The sequence below is a fragment of the Stutzerimonas sp. R40042 genome, from assembly GCF_026642215.1.
Lineage (GTDB): Bacteria > Pseudomonadota > Gammaproteobacteria > Pseudomonadales > Pseudomonadaceae > Stutzerimonas > Stutzerimonas frequens.
Genome location: NZ_CP113258.1, coordinates 1,172,911 through 1,190,958, shown reverse-complemented (window position 1 = coordinate 1,190,958; position 18,048 = coordinate 1,172,911). Strand labels below are relative to the sequence as shown.

Genomic DNA, 18,048 nt, shown 5'->3' with positions numbered 1-18,048 from the left:
CCCGCACACTGCCACAGCCGCATCAATGCTCGTCGACGGGCTCCCGATCGGCTTGCAGCTCGGCCCAGAGCGCCTCGGCTTCCGGAAAGTCGGTGCCCAGCTCGGACGACAGCGCCTCGGGATCGTATCGCTGGGTACAGCCACCACCAATGATAGGCGGTGCCTTGGCAGCGGCGCGCTCGAACGGATCGGCCATCGTCATCCCCCTGTCAGTTGAATACCAACGTCTTGTTGCTGTGCACCAGTACACGATCCTCAAGGTGATAGCGCAGGCCGCGCGACAGCACCATCTTCTCTACGTCCTTGCCGAGCCGAACCATGTCCTCGATGCTGTCGCGATGACTGACCCGCACCACGTCCTGCTCGATGATCGGGCCGGCGTCCAGCTCCTCCGTGACATAGTGACAGGTGGCGCCTATCAGTTTCACGCCGCGTAAGGATGCTTGGTGATAAGGCTTCGCGCCGACGAAGGACGGCAGGAAGCTGTGATGGATATTGATGACCCGCTGGGCGAACTCGTCGCACAGCTCTGCCGGCAGGATCTGCATGTAGCGCGCCAGCACGATCGCGTCGGCACGCTGCTCGCGCACCAGTCTGGTCACCTCGGCGAACGCCTCCTGCTTGTTCATCGGATCGACCGGAACATGGAAATACGGAATGCCATGCCACTCGACCATGCTGCGCAGGTCATCGTGGTTCGAAATCACGCAGGGAATATCGCAATCGAGTTCGCCGCTGTGCCAGCGATGCAGCAGATCCGCCAGACAATGGGACTCGCGGCTCGCCATCAGCACGACCCGCTTGCGCTGCTCGGAGTCGGTGATGCGCCACTCCATGGAAAACTCACGGGCAATCGGTGCAAAGGCGTGACGAAATCCGTCCAGGTCGAAGGGTAGCGAGTCCGCGCGGATCTCGTGGCGCATGAAGAACCAGCCACTCTGATGATCGGAGTGATGGTTGGCCTCGGTGATCCAGCCGTTGTAGGTAGCGAGAAAGTTGCTGACCTTGGCGACAATGCCAACGCCATCTGGACAGGCAATGACCAGCCTGAAAGTGCGCATTAACGGTTACTCCGGCTCAAAGGAAACGCGGCATTCTAGCCCAGCTGACAAAAGCACAGCCATCGCATTAACGGCAACGTTTCCGTCAACTAGCAGCATCCAGCGTGGAGGTGCATCGCCCGGAAGATTGGCATCCGGCAGTACCCCGCCTGAAAACACCAAGAAAGTTGTCCATTTAAACAGGCATACATTCATTAACCCGTTGTTTCGACGCATGTCCGTACGTGAAATATCCCTTCAAATAGTAATCCCGCTTTTTTAACCGGCTATATTTACTTGCGCATACGGCAGGACTATGATTGCCAACACTTGCGTTCAAGCCTATCTCAAGGAAGCCACATGTCACTGATCAACGAGTATCGCGCCACTGAAGAGGCCATCAAGGAACTTCAGGAGCGACTGAAGTCCCTTTCCGAAGATGACAAGCTGAAAAAGGAACTGGAGTTCGAGGGTAAGCTGCGCGAACTCATGGGTGAATATCAGAAGTCGCTGCGAGACATCATCGCCCTGCTCGATCCGGATGCCTCGCGCAGCAGCAAGAGTCCGCGCGCTGCAAAGACGCCTACCACCAGCAAGCGCGCTCGCCGCGTGAAGCAGTACAAGAATCCGCATAGCGGCGAAGTAATTGAAACCAAAGGCGGCAACCACAAGACGCTGAAAGAATGGAAAGCCCAGTGGGGTTCCGACACCGTTGAAAGCTGGGCCACTCTTCTGGGCTAAGCAATAGCGGTTAATAGAAACGCCGTTTCTCGACGCGCTTATCGAGAAACGGCGTTTTTCATTTCAGGCCTTGCCAGTACTGCGTTGCAGCAGGACTGCCGGAAGGACAGCTGACGACGTCAGAGGCGCAATCCATAACGCTCGCCCAGCCCTCGGCCATACTCGAGCCATTGTTGCAGCAGTTGTTGCTGCGCCACGGTGATAGTGGGCATCAGCCGCGCAATTTCAGTTTCAAACTGCGCCAGGGTATTCGGCCCGCCATGTGCCGCATCGCTCAGCCGCTGCTGACAGAACGACCTCCACTGCGATTGCTCCTGCACGGATAATCCTTCGGGAAAGTTGCGTGCGCGATAGCGAAACAGCAACGCCTCCAACCGCACATCTTCGAAGCGGCACGGGTGCCTGGCCAATTCGGCCGGCCTGAGCCCACGTATCTGCTCGCACAGGCGCCGGTCTCGCTCGCCGAGAAAGCCGTCATACAGCTGCTGCTCCGGATCGTCGCTGCCGCCAAAGCCTTCCTCGGCATAGATCTCGGCCAGCTTATCGGCCCAGACGTGCCGACGCTCGCGCAACAGCGCCGCCCGCTCATGACACAGCGACAGGTCCAGAGCCAGACGCCGGACATCGTCGTCGCGCAGCACCTTGAGCGGCACCAGCACCGGACACTTGTTGATGTGCACCAATTTCAACGGCACCGGCAGCTCACCCTCGCCAAGCTGCTCGCGACGCGTGTAGAGGCGCTGCCGCAACGTCTGTGCACTTTCCTGCCAGAGCGGCTCCACTTCGCCCTGCAGATCGCAGACGATCAGCGCATTGCGATTGCGCGGATGCCAGGCCAACGGCAGAACTATCGACAGGAAGTGGCGGCCTGCGGCGAAGCGCCCCGAGACATGCACAAGCGGCTCGAGCAGGGTGATCTGATCCATCACTGCCTGTTTGCGGCGCAAATTGAAAAGGTACTCATACAGACGTGGCTGGCGCTGGCGAATGAGCCTGGCCAGCGCGATGGTGGCGCGCACATCGGACAGCGCGTCATGGGCATTCAGATGCTCCAGCCCGTTGGCAGCGCTCAAGCGTTCGAGCTTGAGCGTCACTCGCCCGTCCTCCTCCGGCCACACCAACCCTTCGGGACGTAGCGCATAAGCCGTGCGCACCAGATCGATCAGGTCCCAGCGGCTATTGCCGCCCTGCCATTCACGCGCGTAAGGATCATAGAAGTTTCGATAGAGGCTGTAGCGTGTGACCTCGTCATCGAAGCGCAGGCTGTTGTAGCCAGCGACACAGGTACCCGGGGTAGCCAGCTCCTCATGCAGACGGCGAACGAACTCCGCTTCGCTTAGCCCTTGCTGCTGCAGTGTTGCCGGCGTGATCCCGGTAACCAGGCACGCCGCCGGATGGGGCAGGATGTCGTCACTGAGACGGCAATAAAGATTCAGCGGCTCGCCAACTTCCTCGAGTGCTTCGTTGGTGCGAATACCCGCCACCTGCATCGGTCGGTCGCGGCTGGGCGATATCCCTGTGGTTTCGAAGTCGTACCAGAAAATGCTTGGAGTCACGGGAGGGTCCTTCTCGATCGGCGCGCAGCAGTCTAACAGCCCTCACGCCTGCAACGCGCCAGCGGCCGCTGGCGCTGCGACGACACCCACGACGACAACTCTGCGAACGACATCCGACATCGACGCAGGCATTTGGCCATAATCGCGCCTCACGCACCGTATCGTAGATTGCCGCCGGCACGCTTGGCGCATAGCATCGCCCTAGCCTGCACCTGGACGACCTTATCTCTTGCTCCCGACTCTCGCTCGATCACCGCTGCTGGACAATCGCCTGCGCGTGGAAACGCCAGAAGGCGTAGATCTGCTGTTGCGGCCTGCCGGCCTCGTTCCTCGCGCGCTGGCCTTCGCCGTGGATCTGGCGATTCGCGGCGCGATACTGCTAGCGCTGTTTATCAGCCTGGGCCTGCTGGGCAAGTTCGGGATGGGGCTCGGCGCGCTGCTGCTATTTCTGGTGCAGTGGTGGTACATGGTGCTCTTCGAGGTGCTGAACCAGGGGCGCACACCCGGCAAGCACTGGCTGGGCCTGCGCGTCGTGCACGACGACGGCACGCCGGTGGGCTGGGCCTCTTCGCTGACGCGCAATCTGTTGCGTTTCGTCGATCTGCTGCCGTTCGGCTATTTCCTCGGCGCTCTCAGCTGCCTCGGACATCCGGCGTTCAAGCGCCTTGGTGATATCGCAGCCGGCACGTTGGTCGTCTATCAGGAAAAGCCTGCCGAACGCCCTGCGCTTGCGCCGGCCGAACCGGTGGCGCCACCGGTCGGCCTCAGCCTTGACGAGCAACGTGCACTCATTTCCTTCGCCGAGCGCCAGGCCAGCCTGTCCCCGGACCGTCGCCGCGAACTCGCCGCGATCCTCGCCGAGCCGCTCGCCACGACACCTGAGGACGCCGAGCGAACTATCCAGGGAATTGCCCGCGCGCTGATGGGGGCAACGTGAAACAGGCCGAATTCGAACGTCAGCATCAGCAGCTTTGGCTGGCATTGACCACGCAGCTCGATCTGCTCGAACGGGGCCGGCCGCTGGACGAGCCTTCGCTGGACGCGTTTCCTTCCGCCTACCGTCAGCTTTGCCAGCATCTGGCGTTGGCCGAATCGCGTGGCTACAGCGGCCAGCTGATCGATCAGCTGCATCAGCTGGCCTTGCGTGGTCACCAGCAGCTCTACCGGCACCACAGTACCCTGCTTGGCCGGCTGCTGGGCTTCATCACTGGCGGCTTCGCCCGGTCGGTCCGCGAACAATGGCGTTACCTGCTGGCGGCCAGCCTGCTGTTCTACGGCAGCCTGCTCGGCATGGCTGCGCTGGTCTACGCCTTCCCTGATCTGGTTTACAGCATCCTGCCACCCGACCAGGTCGCGCAGATGGAGCAGATGTACGATCCGGACGCCAGCCGCTTGGGGCGCTTTGCCGAACGAGGTGCCGGCGACGATTGGCTGATGTTCGGCTACTACGTGATGAACAACATCGGCATCGCCTTCCAGACCTTCGCCAGTGGCCTGCTGTTCGGCCTTGGCACGCTGTTCTTCCTGCTGTTCAACGGCATGACCATCGGCGCCGTGGCAGGCCACCTGAGCGGTATCGGCTATCACCTGCCGTTCTGGTCCTTCGTCATCGGCCACGGTGCATTCGAGCTGACCGCCATTACCCTCGCTGGCGCGGCGGGCCTGCAACTGGGCGTGGCACTGCTGGCACCGGGTCGAATGACACGCGGCGATGCCCTGCGCCAGTCGGCCCGGCAGGCCATCCGCCTGGTCGGTGGAGCTATCGTGTTCTTGCTGATCGCGGCCTTCGTCGAGGCGTACTGGTCGTCCATGACGCTGAGTTCACCGACGATCAAGTTCATCGTCGGCGCATTGCTCTGGCTGCTCGTCGCCGCTTATTTCTCCTTCGCCGGACGCAGCCGTCATGCAGCTGACTGAAGCCAACGTCGCGATCCGCCCTCGCACCCCATGGGAAGCTATCGACCTCGGCACGCAGCTCGCCAGGCGCCATGCGCCTCTGTTGATGGCGGGCTGGGCCGCCGTCACGCTGCCTGTCTTCGCCGTGCTCAGCCTGCTGCTGTGGCAGCACCCGAGCCTGGCACTGCTGCTGTTCTGGTGGCTGAAGCCGCTGTACGAACGACTGCCGCTGTTCATCCTTTCCAGGGCGCTGTTCGGCGAAACACCCAGCCTCGGAGAGAGCCTGAAAGCGGTCCCCGGGTTGTGGCGCCCACAATGGTTCGCCAGCCTCACCTGGCGTCGGTTGAGCATGACGCGAAGCTTCGACCTGCCGGTTCAGCAACTCGAAGGGCTCGACGGCAGCGCCCGCAGACAGCGACTGGTGACGCTCGGTCGACGCGGTGGGCGCGCCGCAAGCTGGCTGACCGTAGTCGGAGTGCATCTGGAGGGCGCCCTCTGGCTCGGCCTGCTGGGGCTGCTCTACCTCATGCTGCCCGCCCAGCTGGTGCAGAGCTGGAACTGGGAGGATCTGCTCGGACTCAGCGCGCAATGGCTCTGGCTGGAGCATCTATCCAACCTGCTCTATGCGCTGCTGTTGATCATCTGGGAACCGGTCTACGTTGCCTGCGGGTTCAGCCTCTACCTCAATCGCCGCACCCATCTGGAGGCGTGGGACATCGAGCTGACTTTTCGCAAGCTGCGCCAGCGCCTGCTCGGTACTCTGCCGCTGCTTGCGCTTGCCTGCAGTCTTTTGCTCGTCCCGGCCGAGCGCACCGCCTGGGCAGCCGCCGAAACCGCTACGGATAGCGCTTCGTCCGGCCCGGACAGCGGCAGGCTGCTCAATCAACCTCTGACCAGCGAGGCCTCGCGCCAGCGCATCGGCGAGCTGTTGGATCAGCCGCCCTTCCAGCACCGCGAAACGGTTACCCGCTGGCGTCTGGGCGATGCCGACCAGGCGGAAGAAACCGGCACGCTGGCACGCCTGATCGAAAACCTGCTGAAAGGCGGCTCCTTCTGGCGCAGCCTCGAACATCTGGCGCAGGTGCTGGAGGTGCTGCTGTGGAGCGCGCTGGCGATTCTGGTCGTGCTGCTGTGCTGGCGCTATCGCGACTGGCTGCGCACCTTCGCGGGCCGGAGTCGAATACCGACCCGAGCGCAGGACCCGAGCCCAACGCAGATGTTCGGCCTGGACGTCGCCCCGGAAAGCCTGCCGAGCGATGTCGCTGGCGAGGCTGAGCGACTCTGGAGCGAAAACCCCAGAGCCGCGCTCGCACTACTCTACCGCGGCCTGCTCAGCATCCTGCTGCATGAGTTCCGGCTGCCGCTCAAGACTGCGCACACGGAAGGCGAAGTACTGGCCGCCGTGCACCGACTGGCTCAGCCGCAGCTGGTGCGGTTCGCCGAGTGCGTCACTCAGCACTGGCAGCGCCAGGCCTATGGACATCAGGATGCGGACGAGACTGTACGCGACAGACTCTGCGCCGAGTGGCGTGCCCTGTTTTCGACGGCGAGGCCGACATGAGCCGGCTTGGTTCGCGCCTGCTGATCGCGGTCTTCGTGGTGCTCGTCGCGCTCGCGGCCAGCTGGCTGTTTGCCAAGCTGCAGCCCTATGAGGAGGTGGTCGAACACGGCCCGTCTCCTGAAGCACAGCGCAATACTTATCTCGCCGCCGAACTGTTCCTGCGCTCTCTCGACCTGCAGGTGACTCAGCTCGAGAGTTCGGCAGGCCTCGAGACCCTGCCGAGCCGTGGTCAGACTCTGCTGTTGCTCGGCGACCGGCGCAACCTGACGCCGCGACAAACCGATCGCCTGCTGGAGTGGGCCGCAGCTGGCGGTCACCTGGTCGTGGTCGCCGAGCGAATCTGGGATGAGCAGGCGGGCAAGAGCGGCGATCTGCTGCTCGACCGCCTGAATATCCAGCAGTACCAGGCCGAGGATCTGGACGACGAAAGCGCACGCGCTTCCGTCCAGGGTACCGCCGACGATCATCCTCAGCTAACCAAGCTCTATCTGGAAAACGAGACTGCGCCGGCCTACCTGGCCTTCGATACCGACTATCACCTGTACGACGCCGACAATCGCGCCCACGCCTGGGCCAACAGCGCCGGCGCCACCCACATGCTGCAGCTGCAACATGGCGATGGGCTGATCACCGCACTGACCGACAGCTGGCTCTGGCAGAACCGCAACATCGGCAAATACGACCATGCCTGGCTGCTCTGGTACCTGACCCAGGACAGCGCAGTGACGCTGGTGCACCGCAGCGAGCATGACGGATTGTTCACGCAGTTGCGCCGCTACTTCCCGGAGCTGCTGGTCATTCTCGGCCTGCTCATCCTGCTCGGGCTCTGGCACGTCGGCCAGCGCTTCGGCCCGCTGCAACCGCCGGCCAGTCACGCCCGCCGCCAGCTGCAGGAGCACCTGCGCGGTACGGCAGAATTCCTGCTTCGTCACGGTCGCCAACATGGCCTGCTGCAGCACCTGCAGCACGACATCCGGCGCAGAGCCAATCTTCACCATCCCGGCTTTGACCGGCTTACCGAGCCTGCACAGCGCTCCGTGCTCGCGCGCCTCAGCAACATGCCGGTCGCCAGCATCGAGGCGGCCATGCAACCACGGCCGGCGCAACGGATGTCAGCGGTTGAATTCACCCGGCAGGTGACCCACCTGCAAACCCTCAGGAATGCGCTATGAGCGAATACACCCCCGAATCCAGCAGTCCCGCCCCGAACAGCAATCCAAGCAGTCAGCGCATACGAGCCAGTCAGCTGGCCCAGGCCCTGCGCGACGAACTGCACAAGGCGGTGATCGGCCAGGACGAGGTCATCGACGGTGTGCTGACCGCCTTGATCGCTGGTGGTCATGTACTGATCGAGGGCGTGCCCGGTTTGGGCAAGACGCTGTTGGTACGTGCTCTGGCGCACTGCTTCGGTGGCGGATTCTCGCGCATTCAGTTCACGCCAGACCTGATGCCCAGCGACATCACTGGCCACGCCGTGTACGACCTGCAAAGCGAGCAGTTCAAGCTGCGCAAGGGGCCGGTGTTCGCCCATCTGCTGCTGGCAGACGAAATCAACCGCGCGCCCGCCAAGACCCAGGCAGCGTTGCTCGAGGTGATGCAGGAGCGTCAGGTGACTCTCGAAGGCAAGGCGCTGCCCGTACCCCAACCCTTCCTGGTCATGGCCACGGAGAACCCCATCGAGCAGGAAGGCACCTACCCGTTGCCCGAAGCCGAACTCGACCGCTTCATGCTGATGTTGCGCATGGACTATCCGCAGGCCGAGGAAGAGCTGGAGCTGGTGCGTCAGGTCACCCGTTCGGCACGTGCCGACATGCTCGATGTCAGCGCCCTGCGCCAGCTGGTACAGCCGCGCGATGTGCTGGCACTGCAGAAAATCGCCAGTGAGCTGCCACTGGACGATCAGGTACTGGACTATGCCGTACGCCTGGTGCGCAGTACCCGCAGCTGGCCGGGACTGACGCTGGGGGCCGGGCCGCGCGCATCGATCGCACTGGTTCGCGGCGCCCGCGCACGGACCCTGCTGCGCGGCGGCGAGTTCGTGACGCCGGACGACGTCAAGGCCTGTGCAACGGCCGTGCTGCGCCATCGCGTACGACTCTCCGCCGAGCTGGACATCGAGGGAGTCGCCGTCGATCAGGTTCTGCAGCAGCTGCTCGACCAGGTGGCGGCACCGCGCGCATGACACCGTCTCGCCGTCTCCTCGCTGCGCTGGCCGCATTGGCGCTGCTGGCTTTGCCGCTTGGCGTCTGCGCCGCGCTCGATGTAGCGCTGGCCGACAGCTGGCACAGCGCATGGTGGGGGGCGCTGCTGGCCCTCTTCGGGTTTGCTTTGTTCGATGCCCTCACCCTGCGGCGTTTGCCCGTTCCGGCCGTACAACGGCAGCTGGCGGGCAATCTGCCGCTCGGACACTGGAGCGACGTGCAGCTGGTGGTTCGCAACCACCATACCCGCGCGCTGCAGATCGAGCTGTTCGATCATGTCCCGAATGGCATGCGTTTCGAACAGCTGCCACAAGGGCTGCGCCTGCCGCCTGGGCAACACTGCCTGCTTCACTACCGCCTTCGCCCGCTTCAGCGCGGCCATTTTCAGTTCGAGCGCTGCGATATCCGGCTGACCAGCCCTTTCTGTCTTTGGCGCCGCCGCCATCGCGTGGAGCGGGTCGACGAGACGCGTGTCTATCCTGACTTCGCCCAGCTGCAGGGCGCCGGCATGCAGGCCATCGACCTCTGGCTGAACCGCCTTGGTGTACGCCCGCAACCCCGCCGCGGCCTGGGGCTGGAGTTTCACCAATTGCGCGAGTTTCGCGAGGGCGACACGCTGCGCCAGATCGACTGGAAGGCCACTGCCCGCACCCGGACGCCGATCGCCCGCGAATACCAGGACGAACGCGACCAGCAAATCATGCTGATGCTCGATTGCGGCCGCCGGATGCGCAGCCAGGATGACGAGCTGACCCATTTCGACCACGCGCTCAATGCCAGCCTGCTGCTGGCCTATGCCGCCCTGCGTCAGGGCGATGCCGTCGGGCTCTGCACCTTTGCCAGCGACAGCCCCCGGCACATCGCGCCAGCCAAGGGCCAGCAGCAGCTACGGGTGCTGCTCAACGCGGTCTACGATCTGCAGGCCACTCGGCGCCCCGCCGACTACAGCGAGGCGGTAGAACGGCTGCTTGCCCGCCAGCAGCGGCGGGCACTGGTCATCGTGCTGAGCAATCTGCGTGATGAGGAGGACGCCGGCCTGCACGCAGCGCTGACACGCCTGTCGCGCCGACATCAGGTGCTGATGGTGAGCCTCAGGGAGGAGATTTTGGACCGGCTTCGCCTGCGCCCGGTACAGACCCTTGAAGATGCCCTGGACTACTGCGGCGCGCAGGACTACCTGTGTATCCGCGAGAATCTGCACAAGCGCCTGCATGCCCGCGGAGTGCCTGTACTCGATGCACGCCCCGGTGATCTGGGGCCGGAGCTGGTCGGGCGCTACCTGGCCTGGAAGAAAGCCGGATCGCTGTGACCGCGCTACAAGCCGTGACAGCAATCCTTGTCCGTAAAGCGGTTGGAGGACGGGCTCGGATGATGCGCCATGGGTACGTGCGGCATCGGCTGAAAACTGAAGTAATGGTGCAAGGCCAGGATCATGTCGCGGATTTCGATCGGTGGCTCGATCAGCGAAAAACCGGTGTCGTAGCTGCCCGGCGTGACATCCTCGTGGCTCCAGAGACTGAGCGCACTGAAATCCACATGACGCAGCTGCCCGGCCTTCCCGGGAATCTTCAGGCGCATTTCGAAACGCACCCCGAGCATCATCGGATAGGGGCTGATCAGCATGAGCCCGCCTTCGGACAGGTTGCCGATGAAACCCAAGGGCCTGTCGGTGAAACGGTTGAATACGTTGAGGTAGTACGGCAACTGTTGCCGCTGAATACGACGCTGGTTCGCCATGTTCATGTCGTCGAAGCCTTCTACCTTAGCCTTGTGCGAGTCCTTTCGGCTCAGCTGCATACCTGGCTGATTCGCGCCGCCAGGTGCTGTCGAGCCGCCTCTAGTTCACTGTCACTGTAGTAGACGCGCTCTCCGGCTGCATCGTTACGGAAAAAGCGTCCGCCGAGCTGCAGCTGCGATAAACGGTTGCGCAAGCTCTGACATTCCTGCTCCTGCGCCGCCCGAGTCTGGCTGGCCTGCTCTCGTGCCGCCTGCTGTTCCTGCCGGCGCGCATCGAAGAACCGTTCGCTGCGCGCTTCGCGCTCACGGGTCTGATCGTCGCGCTCGACTACCTGTGGCCGCACCTCGATCTGTTCGGCTCCTGCAGCAGGTCGCTGGCCGAAGTGGACGCGCCCCTCGGCGTCCGTCCAACGGTAGATCTGCGCTGATGCAAGGGTCGGCAACAGCAGGGTAATCAGCAATAGAGTTCGCATGGTCCCTCACATGAACAGTCATGAACAGTTCGCTACGGCATCAAGGTTTCGCCGGGTGAATTGCCGGCTGCGCCTCGGCATCATAGTGGCCTAGCTGTCGCAGCGTCTCCAGTCGGGCGCGGGCGCGATAGGCATATTCGCTCGCTGGGAAGCGCTCGATGATGAAACGGTAGGTTTGCGCGGCATCGACGAACAGGCTCTGTCGCTCCAGGCATTGGCCGCGCAACAGCGAAATCTCCGGCTGCACCTGGCTACGCGGCTTGCTGCTACGCTCGGCCTGCGATAGCGACTGCATCACCCGCTCGCAATTGTCCGCTTCGTAATGCCGGTATGCCTCATCCAGATGGCGATCGGACGCATGACGGGCGCTGCAGCCAACGGTGAGCAGGGTCAGAAAAAGGATCATCAGGGTGCGCATGGGGTTCCTCCGTTTTGCCGCTGTATCGACCGCGCCGGAAAAACCTGCAGACAGCCCGTCAAATGCGCCGAAAGAGTAGTGGCTGGCGAGCGATGACTACAACGGACGAGCATAGTAGCCTCGCTGCCAGCCAGAAAAAGGAGCCATTTGAATGATTCAGCGTCGCACCAAGATCGTCGCCACCCTGGGCCCGGCCAGCAGCTCACCGGAGGTGCTGGAGAAGATGATCATCGCCGGGCTGGATGTCGCCCGTCTGAACTTCTCACACGGCAGCCCCGACGAGCACCGTGCCCGGGCCGAACTGGTCCGCGAGATCGCCGCCCGTCATGGCCGCTTCGTCGCACTGCTGGGCGACTTGCAGGGGCCGAAGATCCGCATCGCCAAGTTCACCGACAAGCGCATCGAGCTGAAGGAAGGCGACCAGTTCCGCTTTTCCGTCACCCACCCGCGCGACGCCGGCACCCAGGAAGTGGTCGGCATCGACTACCCGGATCTGGTCAAGGATTGCGGCGTCGGTGACGAACTGCTGCTGGACGACGGGCGCGTGGTGATGCGCGTGGACAACGCCACGGCTGACGAACTGCACTGCACCGTGTTGATTGGCGGCCCGCTGTCGGACAACAAGGGGATCAACCGTCGTGGCGGCGGTCTGACCGCGCCGGCGCTGACCGCCAAAGACAAGGCCGACATCAGACTGGCCGCCGACCTCAAGCTGGACTACCTGGCGGTTTCCTTTCCGCGCGATGCCGCCGACATGGACCTGGCGCGCCGCCTGCGTGACGAAGCCGGTTCCAGCGCCTGGCTGATCGCCAAGATCGAACGGGCCGAAGCCGTGGCCGATGACGAGGCGCTGGACGGCCTGATCCGCGCCAGCGACGGTGTAATGGTGGCGCGCGGCGACCTCGGCGTGGAAATCGGCGATGCCGAGCTGGTGGGTATCCAGAAAAAGATCATTCTGCACGCGCGCCGTCACAACAAGGTGGTGATCACCGCGACCCAGATGATGGAGTCGATGATTCACAGCCCGATGCCGACCCGCGCCGAGGTATCCGATGTAGCCAACGCAGTGCTCGACTACACCGACGCGGTGATGCTCTCGGCGGAGAGCGCCGCTGGCGAATACCCGATCGAAGCGATCAAGGCCATGGCGCGCGTCTGCTGCGGTGCGGAAAAGCACCCGACCAGCACCAAGTCCGGTCACCGCCTCGGCCAGCAGTTCGAGCGCTGCGACGAAAGCGCGGCGCTGGCGGCGATGTACACGGCCAACCACTTCCCCGGCGTCAAGGCGATCATCGCGCTGACCGAAAGTGGCTACACGCCGTTGATCATGTCGCGCATCCGCTCCTCGGTGCCGATCTTCGCCTTCTCGCCGCACCGCGAGACCCAAGCGCGCGTCGCCCTGTTCCGCGGCGTGCAGACCGTGCCGTTCGACCCGGCCGCGCTGCCGGCAGACAAGGTCAGCCAGATGGCCGTGGAGGAGCTGCTCAAGCGCAACATCGTGCAGCCGGGCGACTGGGTGATCCTGACCAAGGGCGACAGCTACCACGACAGCACCGGCGGCACCAACACCATGAAGATCCTGCGCGTCGGCGATCAGTAATCGCTCCAGCGCAGCAGTAAAAAGGCCGGCATTTGCCGGCCTTTCTGTTTTTCAGGGAACGTCGCCCCGATTGGCCCTGATGAAGGCATCGCCGAATATCTGTCCGCGCGGTAGGCCGGCGAGGTACAGGCGCCTGGCACAGGCCTCGACGAACGACGGACTGCCACAGACCAGCGCGACATCGCGACGCGAAGTGGGCCGCAGCGTACCCAACATACGGTCTCGCCCATCCGCCCCAATCCATTCCAGCTGCAGGTTGTCATGCGTCTGCGCGAGCGCCTGCAGCGGCTCCTTCAGGTAATGCCCGTCGCGACAGGTATGCAGCAACCTGATCGGGCCCCGGTGGCCTTGGCGCAGGCTCTCGCGCAGCAAGCCCCAGAGAGGTCCGAGGCCGGTTCCGGCCGCCAGCAACAGCAACGGCCGCTCGGCCCACTCCCGCTCGTAGTGCAGAGCGCCCCCGTGCAATTCACCCAGCCGCAGCAGGTCGCCGGGACGCAGCTGACGCGCGAAGTCAGAGAAAGCGCCGGGCCGGCTGCAGTCGATATGAAACTCCAGCCACGGGTCATCGTCGGGAAGACTGGCCAGCGAATACGGCCGAGCCACGCCCGTAGCCGTCCATAGCAGCAGGTGCTGACCGGCTCGATAACGCAGCGGCCGCTCCGGCAGCACACGCAGGCGCAGCACACTGCTACCCAGCCATTCCAGGCTTTTCACGCGCGCCGCCAACCCATCGCGGTGGGGATCGAAGACCTCCAGGCTCAGATCGCCTTCGACCCGGCACTGGCATGCGAGCCGCCAGCCGGCATGACGCTGCTCGGGACGCAACAGGTCCGGCTGCAGGTCATGCGGCTCGCCCTCAAGACAGCGCACCAGGCAGGCGTGACAGCTTCCGGCCCGGCAACCGGAGGGTACCGGCACGCCGCCGTGGATCAGGGCATCGAGCAGATTGCTTGCCGCTGCCACCTGCCAACGCCTCCCGGCACAGCAGAGTTCAGGCATTGCAGACATCCCACGCCGCCTCGCAGCGGTTACGCCCGGCGCGCTTGGCGCGGTAGAGCGCCTCGTCGGCACGTTGCAGCGCGGCATCCAGGTTATCCCCGGCATTCAGCAGGGTCAGCCCGATGGACAGGCTGAGATGTCCCGACGCGATGTCGGCATCCTCCGGCTCGGCATTGGCGAACGCTTCGCGCAAGCGCTCGCAGCAGGCGCGGAACTGCTCGGCGTCGGTTTCCGGCAGCAACAGCACGAACTCCTCGCCGCCGTAACGGGCCAGCACGTCGTCATCACGCAGACAGGTCCGCGCCACCTTGGCGAACGTCTGCAGCACGCGATCACCTGTGGCGTGGCCGTGGATATCGTTGATTCGTTTGAAGTGGTCGAGGTCGATCAAGGCCAGCCCGGACTGATGCCCCCTGCGCAGGCGGCTCAGGTCGCCCTCGGCAATCCGCAGGAAGCGGCGACGGTTGTAGAGGCCGGTCAGCTCGTCGGTGGAGGCCAGATCCTCCAGTTGCCGCATCATGCCGCGCAGGGTGTCCTGATGCGCCTGCAGGGCGAATCGCCTTTGCCGCATGCGCTGCCGCAGGCGGTACACATGCCCCGTGAGCAGGCACATCCAGATCAGCGTGACCAGCAGCACGCAGGCCTGCAACAGAAACACCGTGGCATCCACCGTCCGCTGCAGGTAGTAGTCCATTGCGGCAAGCCCGATGAAGCTGAGAAAAGCCAACGTCGCATAGCGAACGAAAACCTTCGGCGGCAGGAACACGGCGAACATCAGGACCAGCAGATACAGCACCAGGAGCGAACCGCGGGCGCTGCCCAAGTTGAACAGGAAGTAAGTCAGCCACACCAGCGCGACCAGTACCTGGGGCTCCGTCAGGCTGGGGTCCTTGAAGCGCAGATTGATGCCGCGATAAAAAAGCCAGAAGAACGCCAGTTGACTCAGCACGATCAGCGCCGAATGCACGACCGCACTGGAAATGGTCGCCTGGTAGAAGCCGCCCGCCACCGCGACCCATGTCAGCAGAAGCGCAAGTCCATAAGTCACCGAAGCCATCGCGAATCGCCGCGTCACCAACTGCTGCAGCGTCCGCTCATCGGTCTCGTCACGTACCGGGCTCATAGGGATCCATCCCGCTGTGGCAATTTGCCGCACTCTACGCCTACCGAAAACAAAAACCTAGCCGGCATTCCCATCGCTCCTGGTCCGTCCGTGTACCGCGCAGCCCGACGCGTTATACTGCCGCGCATTTTTTTCGCGGCGCGTCGACTGCCACTCCCGACGCGCCTCTTACCGCCCCGCCATGAGGACGCGCTGCATGACCGTGATCAAGCAAGACGACCTGATTCAAAGCGTCGCCGACGCTTTGCAGTTCATTTCTTACTACCATCCCGTGGATTTCATTCAGGCAATGCACGAAGCCTACCTGCGTGAAGAATCCCCGGCCGCGCGCGACTCCATGGCGCAGATCCTGATCAACTCGCGCATGTGCGCCACCGGTCATCGTCCGATTTGCCAGGACACCGGCATCGTCACCGTCTTCATCCGCGTCGGCATGGACGTGCGCTGGGACGGCGCCACCATGAGCGTCGACGACATGATCAACGAGGGCGTACGCCGCGCCTACAACCTGCCGGAAAACGTCCTGCGTGCTTCGATCCTGGCCGACCCGGCAGGTTCCCGCAAGAACACCAAGGACAATACCCCGGCCGTCATCCATTACTCCATCGTCCCGGGTGACAAAGTAGAGGTGGATGTGGCCGCCAAGGGCGGTGGCTCGGAGAACAAGTCGAAGATGGCCATGCTCAACCCGTCCGACTCCATCGTCGACTGGGTCCTGAAGACCGTTCCGACCATGGGCGCCGGCTGGTGCCCGCCGGGCATGCTCGGCATCGGCATCGGCGGCACCGCGGAGAAGGCCGCGGTGATGGCCAAGGAAGTGCTGATGGAATCCATCGACATCCATGAGCTGAAAGCCCGCGGCCCGCAGAACCGCATCGAAGAGCTGCGCCTGGAGCTGTTCGAGAAGGTCAACCAGCTGGGCATCGGCGCCCAGGGTCTGGGCGGTCTGACCACCGTGCTCGACGTCAAGATCATGGATTACCCGACCCATGCCGCATCCTTGCCGGTATGCATGATCCCCAACTGCGCCGCCACCCGTCATGCGCACTTCGTACTCGACGGCTCCGGCCCGGCCAGCCTGGAAGCGCCGTCGCTGGACGCCTACCCGGAAATCGTCTGGGAAGCCGGCCCGAGCGCACGCCGCGTCAACCTCGACAGCATCACCCCGGAAGAGGTGCAGAGCTGGAAGCCGGGCGAGACCATCCTGCTCAACGGCAAGATGCTCACCGGTCGCGACGCCGCGCACAAGCGCATGGTCGACATGCTGAACAAGGGCGAAGAGCTGCCGGTAGACCTCAAGGGCCGCTTCATCTACTACGTCGGCCCGGTCGATCCGGTCGGTGACGAAGTGGTTGGCCCGGCTGGCCCGACTACCGCGACGCGCATGGACAAGTTCACCCGTCAGATTCTCGAGAGCACTGGCCTCTTGGGCATGATCGGCAAGTCCGAGCGCGGCCCGATCGCCATCGAGGCGATCAAGGACAACAAGGCCGTCTACCTGATGGCCGTGGGCGGCGCCGCCTATCTGGTGGCGCAGGCAATCAAGAAGTCCAAGGTGCTGGCGTTCGCCGAACTGGGCATGGAAGCGATCTACGAGTTCGAAGTGAAGGACATGCCGGTCACCGTTGCGGTGGACACCAACGGCGAGTCGGTGCACATCACGGGACCTGCGATCTGGCAGAAGAAGATTGCCGACAGCCTGGCGGTCGAAGTGCAGTAATCGCCCCGGTGGAAAACGAAAAGCCCGGCCTCAGTGCCGGGCTTTTCGTTGTCAGCGTCAGACCGGATCGATCAGCCGCGGCGGTGCAACTGGACGAACAGCGCTTCCACCTTCTGCCGCGCCCAGGGCGTCTTGCGCAGGAATTTCAGGCTCGACTTGATGCTCGGCTCGCTCTTGAAGCAGCGGATGTCGACGCGCTGGGCCAAACCGTCCCAGCCGTAGTGGGCATGCAGCTCGGTGAGTATGGCTTCCAGGGTGACGCCATGAAGGGGATCGTTGGGAGTTGCAGACACGGATGGCGCTCTTGCTGAAGCGGCACGAGCCGCGGGGTTTGACATGCGTGCCGCCGGCAAATGCGGGACGGCACGCCGCGCATCCTACAGCTTTATCTCGGTGCCGAGCAGCTTGAGAAAGCCGGCCAGCCAGGCCGGATGCGCCGGCCAGGCCGGGGCACTGACCAGATTGCCTTCGGTGTGCGCCTGGTCGACCGGAATATCGACGTAGTCGCCGCCGGCCAGCTTCACCTCTGGTGCGCAGGCTGGGTAAGCGCTGCACGCGCGGCCCTGCAACACACCGGCAGCGGCCAGCAGCTGTGCGCCATGACAGACGGCGGCGATCGGCTTGCCGGCTTCGTCGAAGGCCCGCACCAGCGCCAGCACTTGCTCGTTCAGGCGCAGATACTCCGGTGCGCGGCCGCCGGGAATAACCAGGGCGTCATAGTCCTCGGCACGCACCGCGGTGAAATCGAAGTTCACCGCAAAGTTGTGGCCCGGCTTCTCGCTGTAGGTCTGGTCGCCCTCGAAATCATGGATCGCGGTGCGTACGGTGTCGCCGGCCTTCTTGTCCGGGCACACCGCATGCACGCGATGGCCGACCATCTGCAGTGCCTGGAACGGCACCATGGTTTCGTAATCCTCGGCGTAGTCACCCACCAGCATCAAAATGTTCTTTGCTGCCATTGCATCGTCCTCTTTCGCGCGGGT

Annotated in this window: 19 protein-coding genes; 9 read left to right on the top strand and 10 right to left on the bottom strand. The window is 63.7% G+C overall.

What is annotated here, in order from left to right; all coding sequences use genetic code 11:
* Nucleotides 1-22 precede the first annotated feature (22 nt).
* Together OUY36_RS05595 and purU are read right to left on the bottom strand one after the other, a co-directional pair.
* Nucleotides 23-196: a hypothetical protein gene (locus OUY36_RS05595; protein WP_166082497.1), complete on the bottom strand. Its 174-nt coding sequence runs from the start codon at nt 194-196 to the stop codon at nt 23-25.
* A 13-nt stretch (nt 197-209) separates the two neighbouring features.
* Nucleotides 210-1,061 (bottom strand): formyltetrahydrofolate deformylase, encoded by an 852-nt coding sequence (gene purU / locus OUY36_RS05590; RefSeq protein WP_063544647.1) that lies wholly within the window; start codon nt 1,059-1,061, stop codon nt 210-212.
* Nucleotides 1,062-1,400: 339 nt separating this feature from the next.
* Between purU and mvaT the strand changes: the two genes are divergently transcribed.
* Nucleotides 1,401-1,781, top strand: coding sequence for a histone-like nucleoid-structuring protein MvaT (gene mvaT / locus OUY36_RS05585; protein ID WP_063544645.1), 381 nt, complete (start codon nt 1,401-1,403; stop codon nt 1,779-1,781).
* 119 nt (nt 1,782-1,900) lie between these two features.
* Here the strand turns inward: mvaT and sbcB are convergent, their stop codons facing one another.
* Entirely contained in the window at nt 1,901-3,337 is a 1,437-nt protein-coding gene (gene sbcB / locus OUY36_RS05580) for an exodeoxyribonuclease I (RefSeq protein ID WP_267937125.1), read from the bottom strand.
* Nucleotides 3,338-3,566: 229 nt separating this feature from the next.
* Here sbcB and OUY36_RS05575 point away from each other — a divergent pair, with 229 nt between their 5' ends.
* Genes OUY36_RS05575 through OUY36_RS05550 form a run of 6 tightly spaced genes read left to right on the top strand, consistent with a single transcriptional unit; the run spans nt 3,567 to nt 10,304 of the window.
* Nucleotides 3,567-4,274, top strand: coding sequence for an RDD family protein (locus OUY36_RS05575; protein ID WP_063544641.1), 708 nt, complete (start codon nt 3,567-3,569; stop codon nt 4,272-4,274).
* Nucleotides 4,271-5,254, top strand: coding sequence for a stage II sporulation protein M (locus OUY36_RS05570; RefSeq protein ID WP_267937124.1), 984 nt, complete (start codon nt 4,271-4,273; stop codon nt 5,252-5,254). The genes OUY36_RS05575 and OUY36_RS05570 overlap by 4 nt, the downstream gene beginning before the upstream one ends.
* Nucleotides 5,241-6,794, top strand: a complete 1,554-nt coding sequence (locus tag OUY36_RS05565; RefSeq protein ID WP_267937122.1) for a DUF4129 domain-containing protein — start codon at nt 5,241-5,243, stop codon at nt 6,792-6,794. Before OUY36_RS05570 ends, OUY36_RS05565 begins: the two co-directional genes overlap by 14 nt.
* Entirely contained in the window at nt 6,791-7,966 is a 1,176-nt protein-coding gene (locus tag OUY36_RS05560) for a DUF4350 domain-containing protein (RefSeq protein ID WP_267937121.1), read from the top strand. The genes OUY36_RS05565 and OUY36_RS05560 overlap by 4 nt, the downstream gene beginning before the upstream one ends.
* Nucleotides 7,963-8,976 carry an AAA family ATPase gene (locus OUY36_RS05555; protein ID WP_230725156.1) on the top strand — a complete coding sequence of 338 codons (1,014 nt, stop codon included), beginning with the start codon at nt 7,963-7,965 and terminating at the stop codon, nt 8,974-8,976. Before OUY36_RS05560 ends, OUY36_RS05555 begins: the two co-directional genes overlap by 4 nt.
* Complete coding sequence (locus OUY36_RS05550) at nt 8,973-10,304, top strand: DUF58 domain-containing protein (protein ID WP_267937120.1); 1,332 nt, start codon at nt 8,973-8,975, stop codon at nt 10,302-10,304. The genes OUY36_RS05555 and OUY36_RS05550 overlap by 4 nt, the downstream gene beginning before the upstream one ends.
* A 5-nt stretch (nt 10,305-10,309) precedes the next feature.
* On the opposite strand, the gene OUY36_RS05545 is transcribed toward OUY36_RS05550, so the two are convergent.
* The 3 genes from OUY36_RS05545 to OUY36_RS05535 are packed head-to-tail and all read right to left on the bottom strand — an operon-like array spanning nt 10,310 to nt 11,623.
* The gene (locus OUY36_RS05545; protein WP_063544773.1) at nt 10,310-10,738 is read right to left on the bottom strand and encodes a hypothetical protein; all 429 of its coding nucleotides are present in this window, start codon (nt 10,736-10,738) and stop codon (nt 10,310-10,312) included.
* Between the two features lie 44 nt (nt 10,739-10,782).
* Nucleotides 10,783-11,205, bottom strand: a complete 423-nt coding sequence (locus tag OUY36_RS05540; RefSeq protein ID WP_102840645.1) for a DUF4124 domain-containing protein — start codon at nt 11,203-11,205, stop codon at nt 10,783-10,785.
* Nucleotides 11,206-11,245: 40 nt separating this feature from the next.
* Nucleotides 11,246-11,623 carry a tetratricopeptide repeat protein gene (locus OUY36_RS05535; RefSeq protein ID WP_063544627.1) on the bottom strand — a complete coding sequence of 126 codons (378 nt, stop codon included), beginning with the start codon at nt 11,621-11,623 and terminating at the stop codon, nt 11,246-11,248.
* Nucleotides 11,624-11,774: 151 nt separating this feature from the next.
* On the opposite strand from OUY36_RS05535, the gene pyk reads away from it, so the two are divergent.
* The gene (gene pyk / locus OUY36_RS05530; RefSeq protein WP_267937119.1) at nt 11,775-13,223 is read left to right on the top strand and encodes a pyruvate kinase; all 1,449 of its coding nucleotides are present in this window, start codon (nt 11,775-11,777) and stop codon (nt 13,221-13,223) included.
* Nucleotides 13,224-13,274: 51 nt separating this feature from the next.
* Here the strand turns inward: pyk and OUY36_RS05525 are convergent, their stop codons facing one another.
* Nucleotides 13,275-14,222 (bottom strand): iron-sulfur-binding ferredoxin reductase, encoded by a 948-nt coding sequence (locus OUY36_RS05525; protein WP_267937118.1) that lies wholly within the window; start codon nt 14,220-14,222, stop codon nt 13,275-13,277.
* Entirely contained in the window at nt 14,215-15,345 is a 1,131-nt protein-coding gene (locus tag OUY36_RS05520) for a GGDEF domain-containing protein (RefSeq protein ID WP_230725162.1), read from the bottom strand. The genes OUY36_RS05525 and OUY36_RS05520 overlap by 8 nt, the downstream gene beginning before the upstream one ends.
* Nucleotides 15,346-15,541: 196 nt before the next feature.
* Here OUY36_RS05520 and OUY36_RS05515 point away from each other — a divergent pair, with 196 nt between their 5' ends.
* Nucleotides 15,542-17,065 (top strand): fumarate hydratase, encoded by a 1,524-nt coding sequence (locus tag OUY36_RS05515; protein WP_063544616.1) that lies wholly within the window; start codon nt 15,542-15,544, stop codon nt 17,063-17,065.
* Between the two features lie 71 nt (nt 17,066-17,136).
* Here the strand turns inward: OUY36_RS05515 and OUY36_RS05510 are convergent, their stop codons facing one another.
* Both OUY36_RS05510 and OUY36_RS05505 read right to left on the bottom strand, forming a co-directional pair.
* Nucleotides 17,137-17,358, bottom strand: coding sequence for a VF530 family DNA-binding protein (locus OUY36_RS05510; RefSeq protein WP_020306428.1), 222 nt, complete (start codon nt 17,356-17,358; stop codon nt 17,137-17,139).
* Nucleotides 17,359-17,442: 84 nt separating this feature from the next.
* Complete coding sequence (locus tag OUY36_RS05505) at nt 17,443-18,024, bottom strand: DJ-1/PfpI family protein (RefSeq protein WP_267937117.1); 582 nt, start codon at nt 18,022-18,024, stop codon at nt 17,443-17,445.
* Nucleotides 18,025-18,048: the final 24 nt, after the last annotated feature.

Bases quoted from the DNA above. Each gene is read 5' to 3' on its own strand.
- OUY36_RS05595 (WP_166082497.1), bottom strand. From the start codon at position 196: ATGGCCGATCCGTTCGAGCGCGCCGCTGCCAAGGCACCGCCTATCATT.
- purU (WP_063544647.1), bottom strand. From the start codon at position 1,061: ATGCGCACTTTCAGGCTGGTCATTGCCTGTCCAGATGGCGTTGGCATT.
- mvaT (WP_063544645.1), top strand. From the start codon at position 1,401: ATGTCACTGATCAACGAGTATCGCGCCACTGAAGAGGCCATCAAGGAA.
- OUY36_RS05565 (WP_267937122.1), top strand. From the start codon at position 5,241: ATGCAGCTGACTGAAGCCAACGTCGCGATCCGCCCTCGCACCCCATGG.
- OUY36_RS05560 (WP_267937121.1), top strand. From the start codon at position 6,791: ATGAGCCGGCTTGGTTCGCGCCTGCTGATCGCGGTCTTCGTGGTGCTC.
- OUY36_RS05555 (WP_230725156.1), top strand. From the start codon at position 7,963: ATGAGCGAATACACCCCCGAATCCAGCAGTCCCGCCCCGAACAGCAAT.
- OUY36_RS05550 (WP_267937120.1), top strand. From the start codon at position 8,973: ATGACACCGTCTCGCCGTCTCCTCGCTGCGCTGGCCGCATTGGCGCTG.
- OUY36_RS05545 (WP_063544773.1), bottom strand. From the start codon at position 10,738: ATGAACATGGCGAACCAGCGTCGTATTCAGCGGCAACAGTTGCCGTAC.
- OUY36_RS05540 (WP_102840645.1), bottom strand. From the start codon at position 11,205: ATGCGAACTCTATTGCTGATTACCCTGCTGTTGCCGACCCTTGCATCA.
- OUY36_RS05535 (WP_063544627.1), bottom strand. From the start codon at position 11,623: ATGCGCACCCTGATGATCCTTTTTCTGACCCTGCTCACCGTTGGCTGC.
- pyk (WP_267937119.1), top strand. From the start codon at position 11,775: ATGATTCAGCGTCGCACCAAGATCGTCGCCACCCTGGGCCCGGCCAGC.
- OUY36_RS05525 (WP_267937118.1), bottom strand. From the start codon at position 14,222: ATGCCTGAACTCTGCTGTGCCGGGAGGCGTTGGCAGGTGGCAGCGGCA.
- OUY36_RS05520 (WP_230725162.1), bottom strand. From the start codon at position 15,345: ATGAGCCCGGTACGTGACGAGACCGATGAGCGGACGCTGCAGCAGTTG.
- OUY36_RS05515 (WP_063544616.1), top strand. From the start codon at position 15,542: ATGACCGTGATCAAGCAAGACGACCTGATTCAAAGCGTCGCCGACGCT.
- OUY36_RS05505 (WP_267937117.1), bottom strand. From the start codon at position 18,024: ATGGCAGCAAAGAACATTTTGATGCTGGTGGGTGACTACGCCGAGGAT.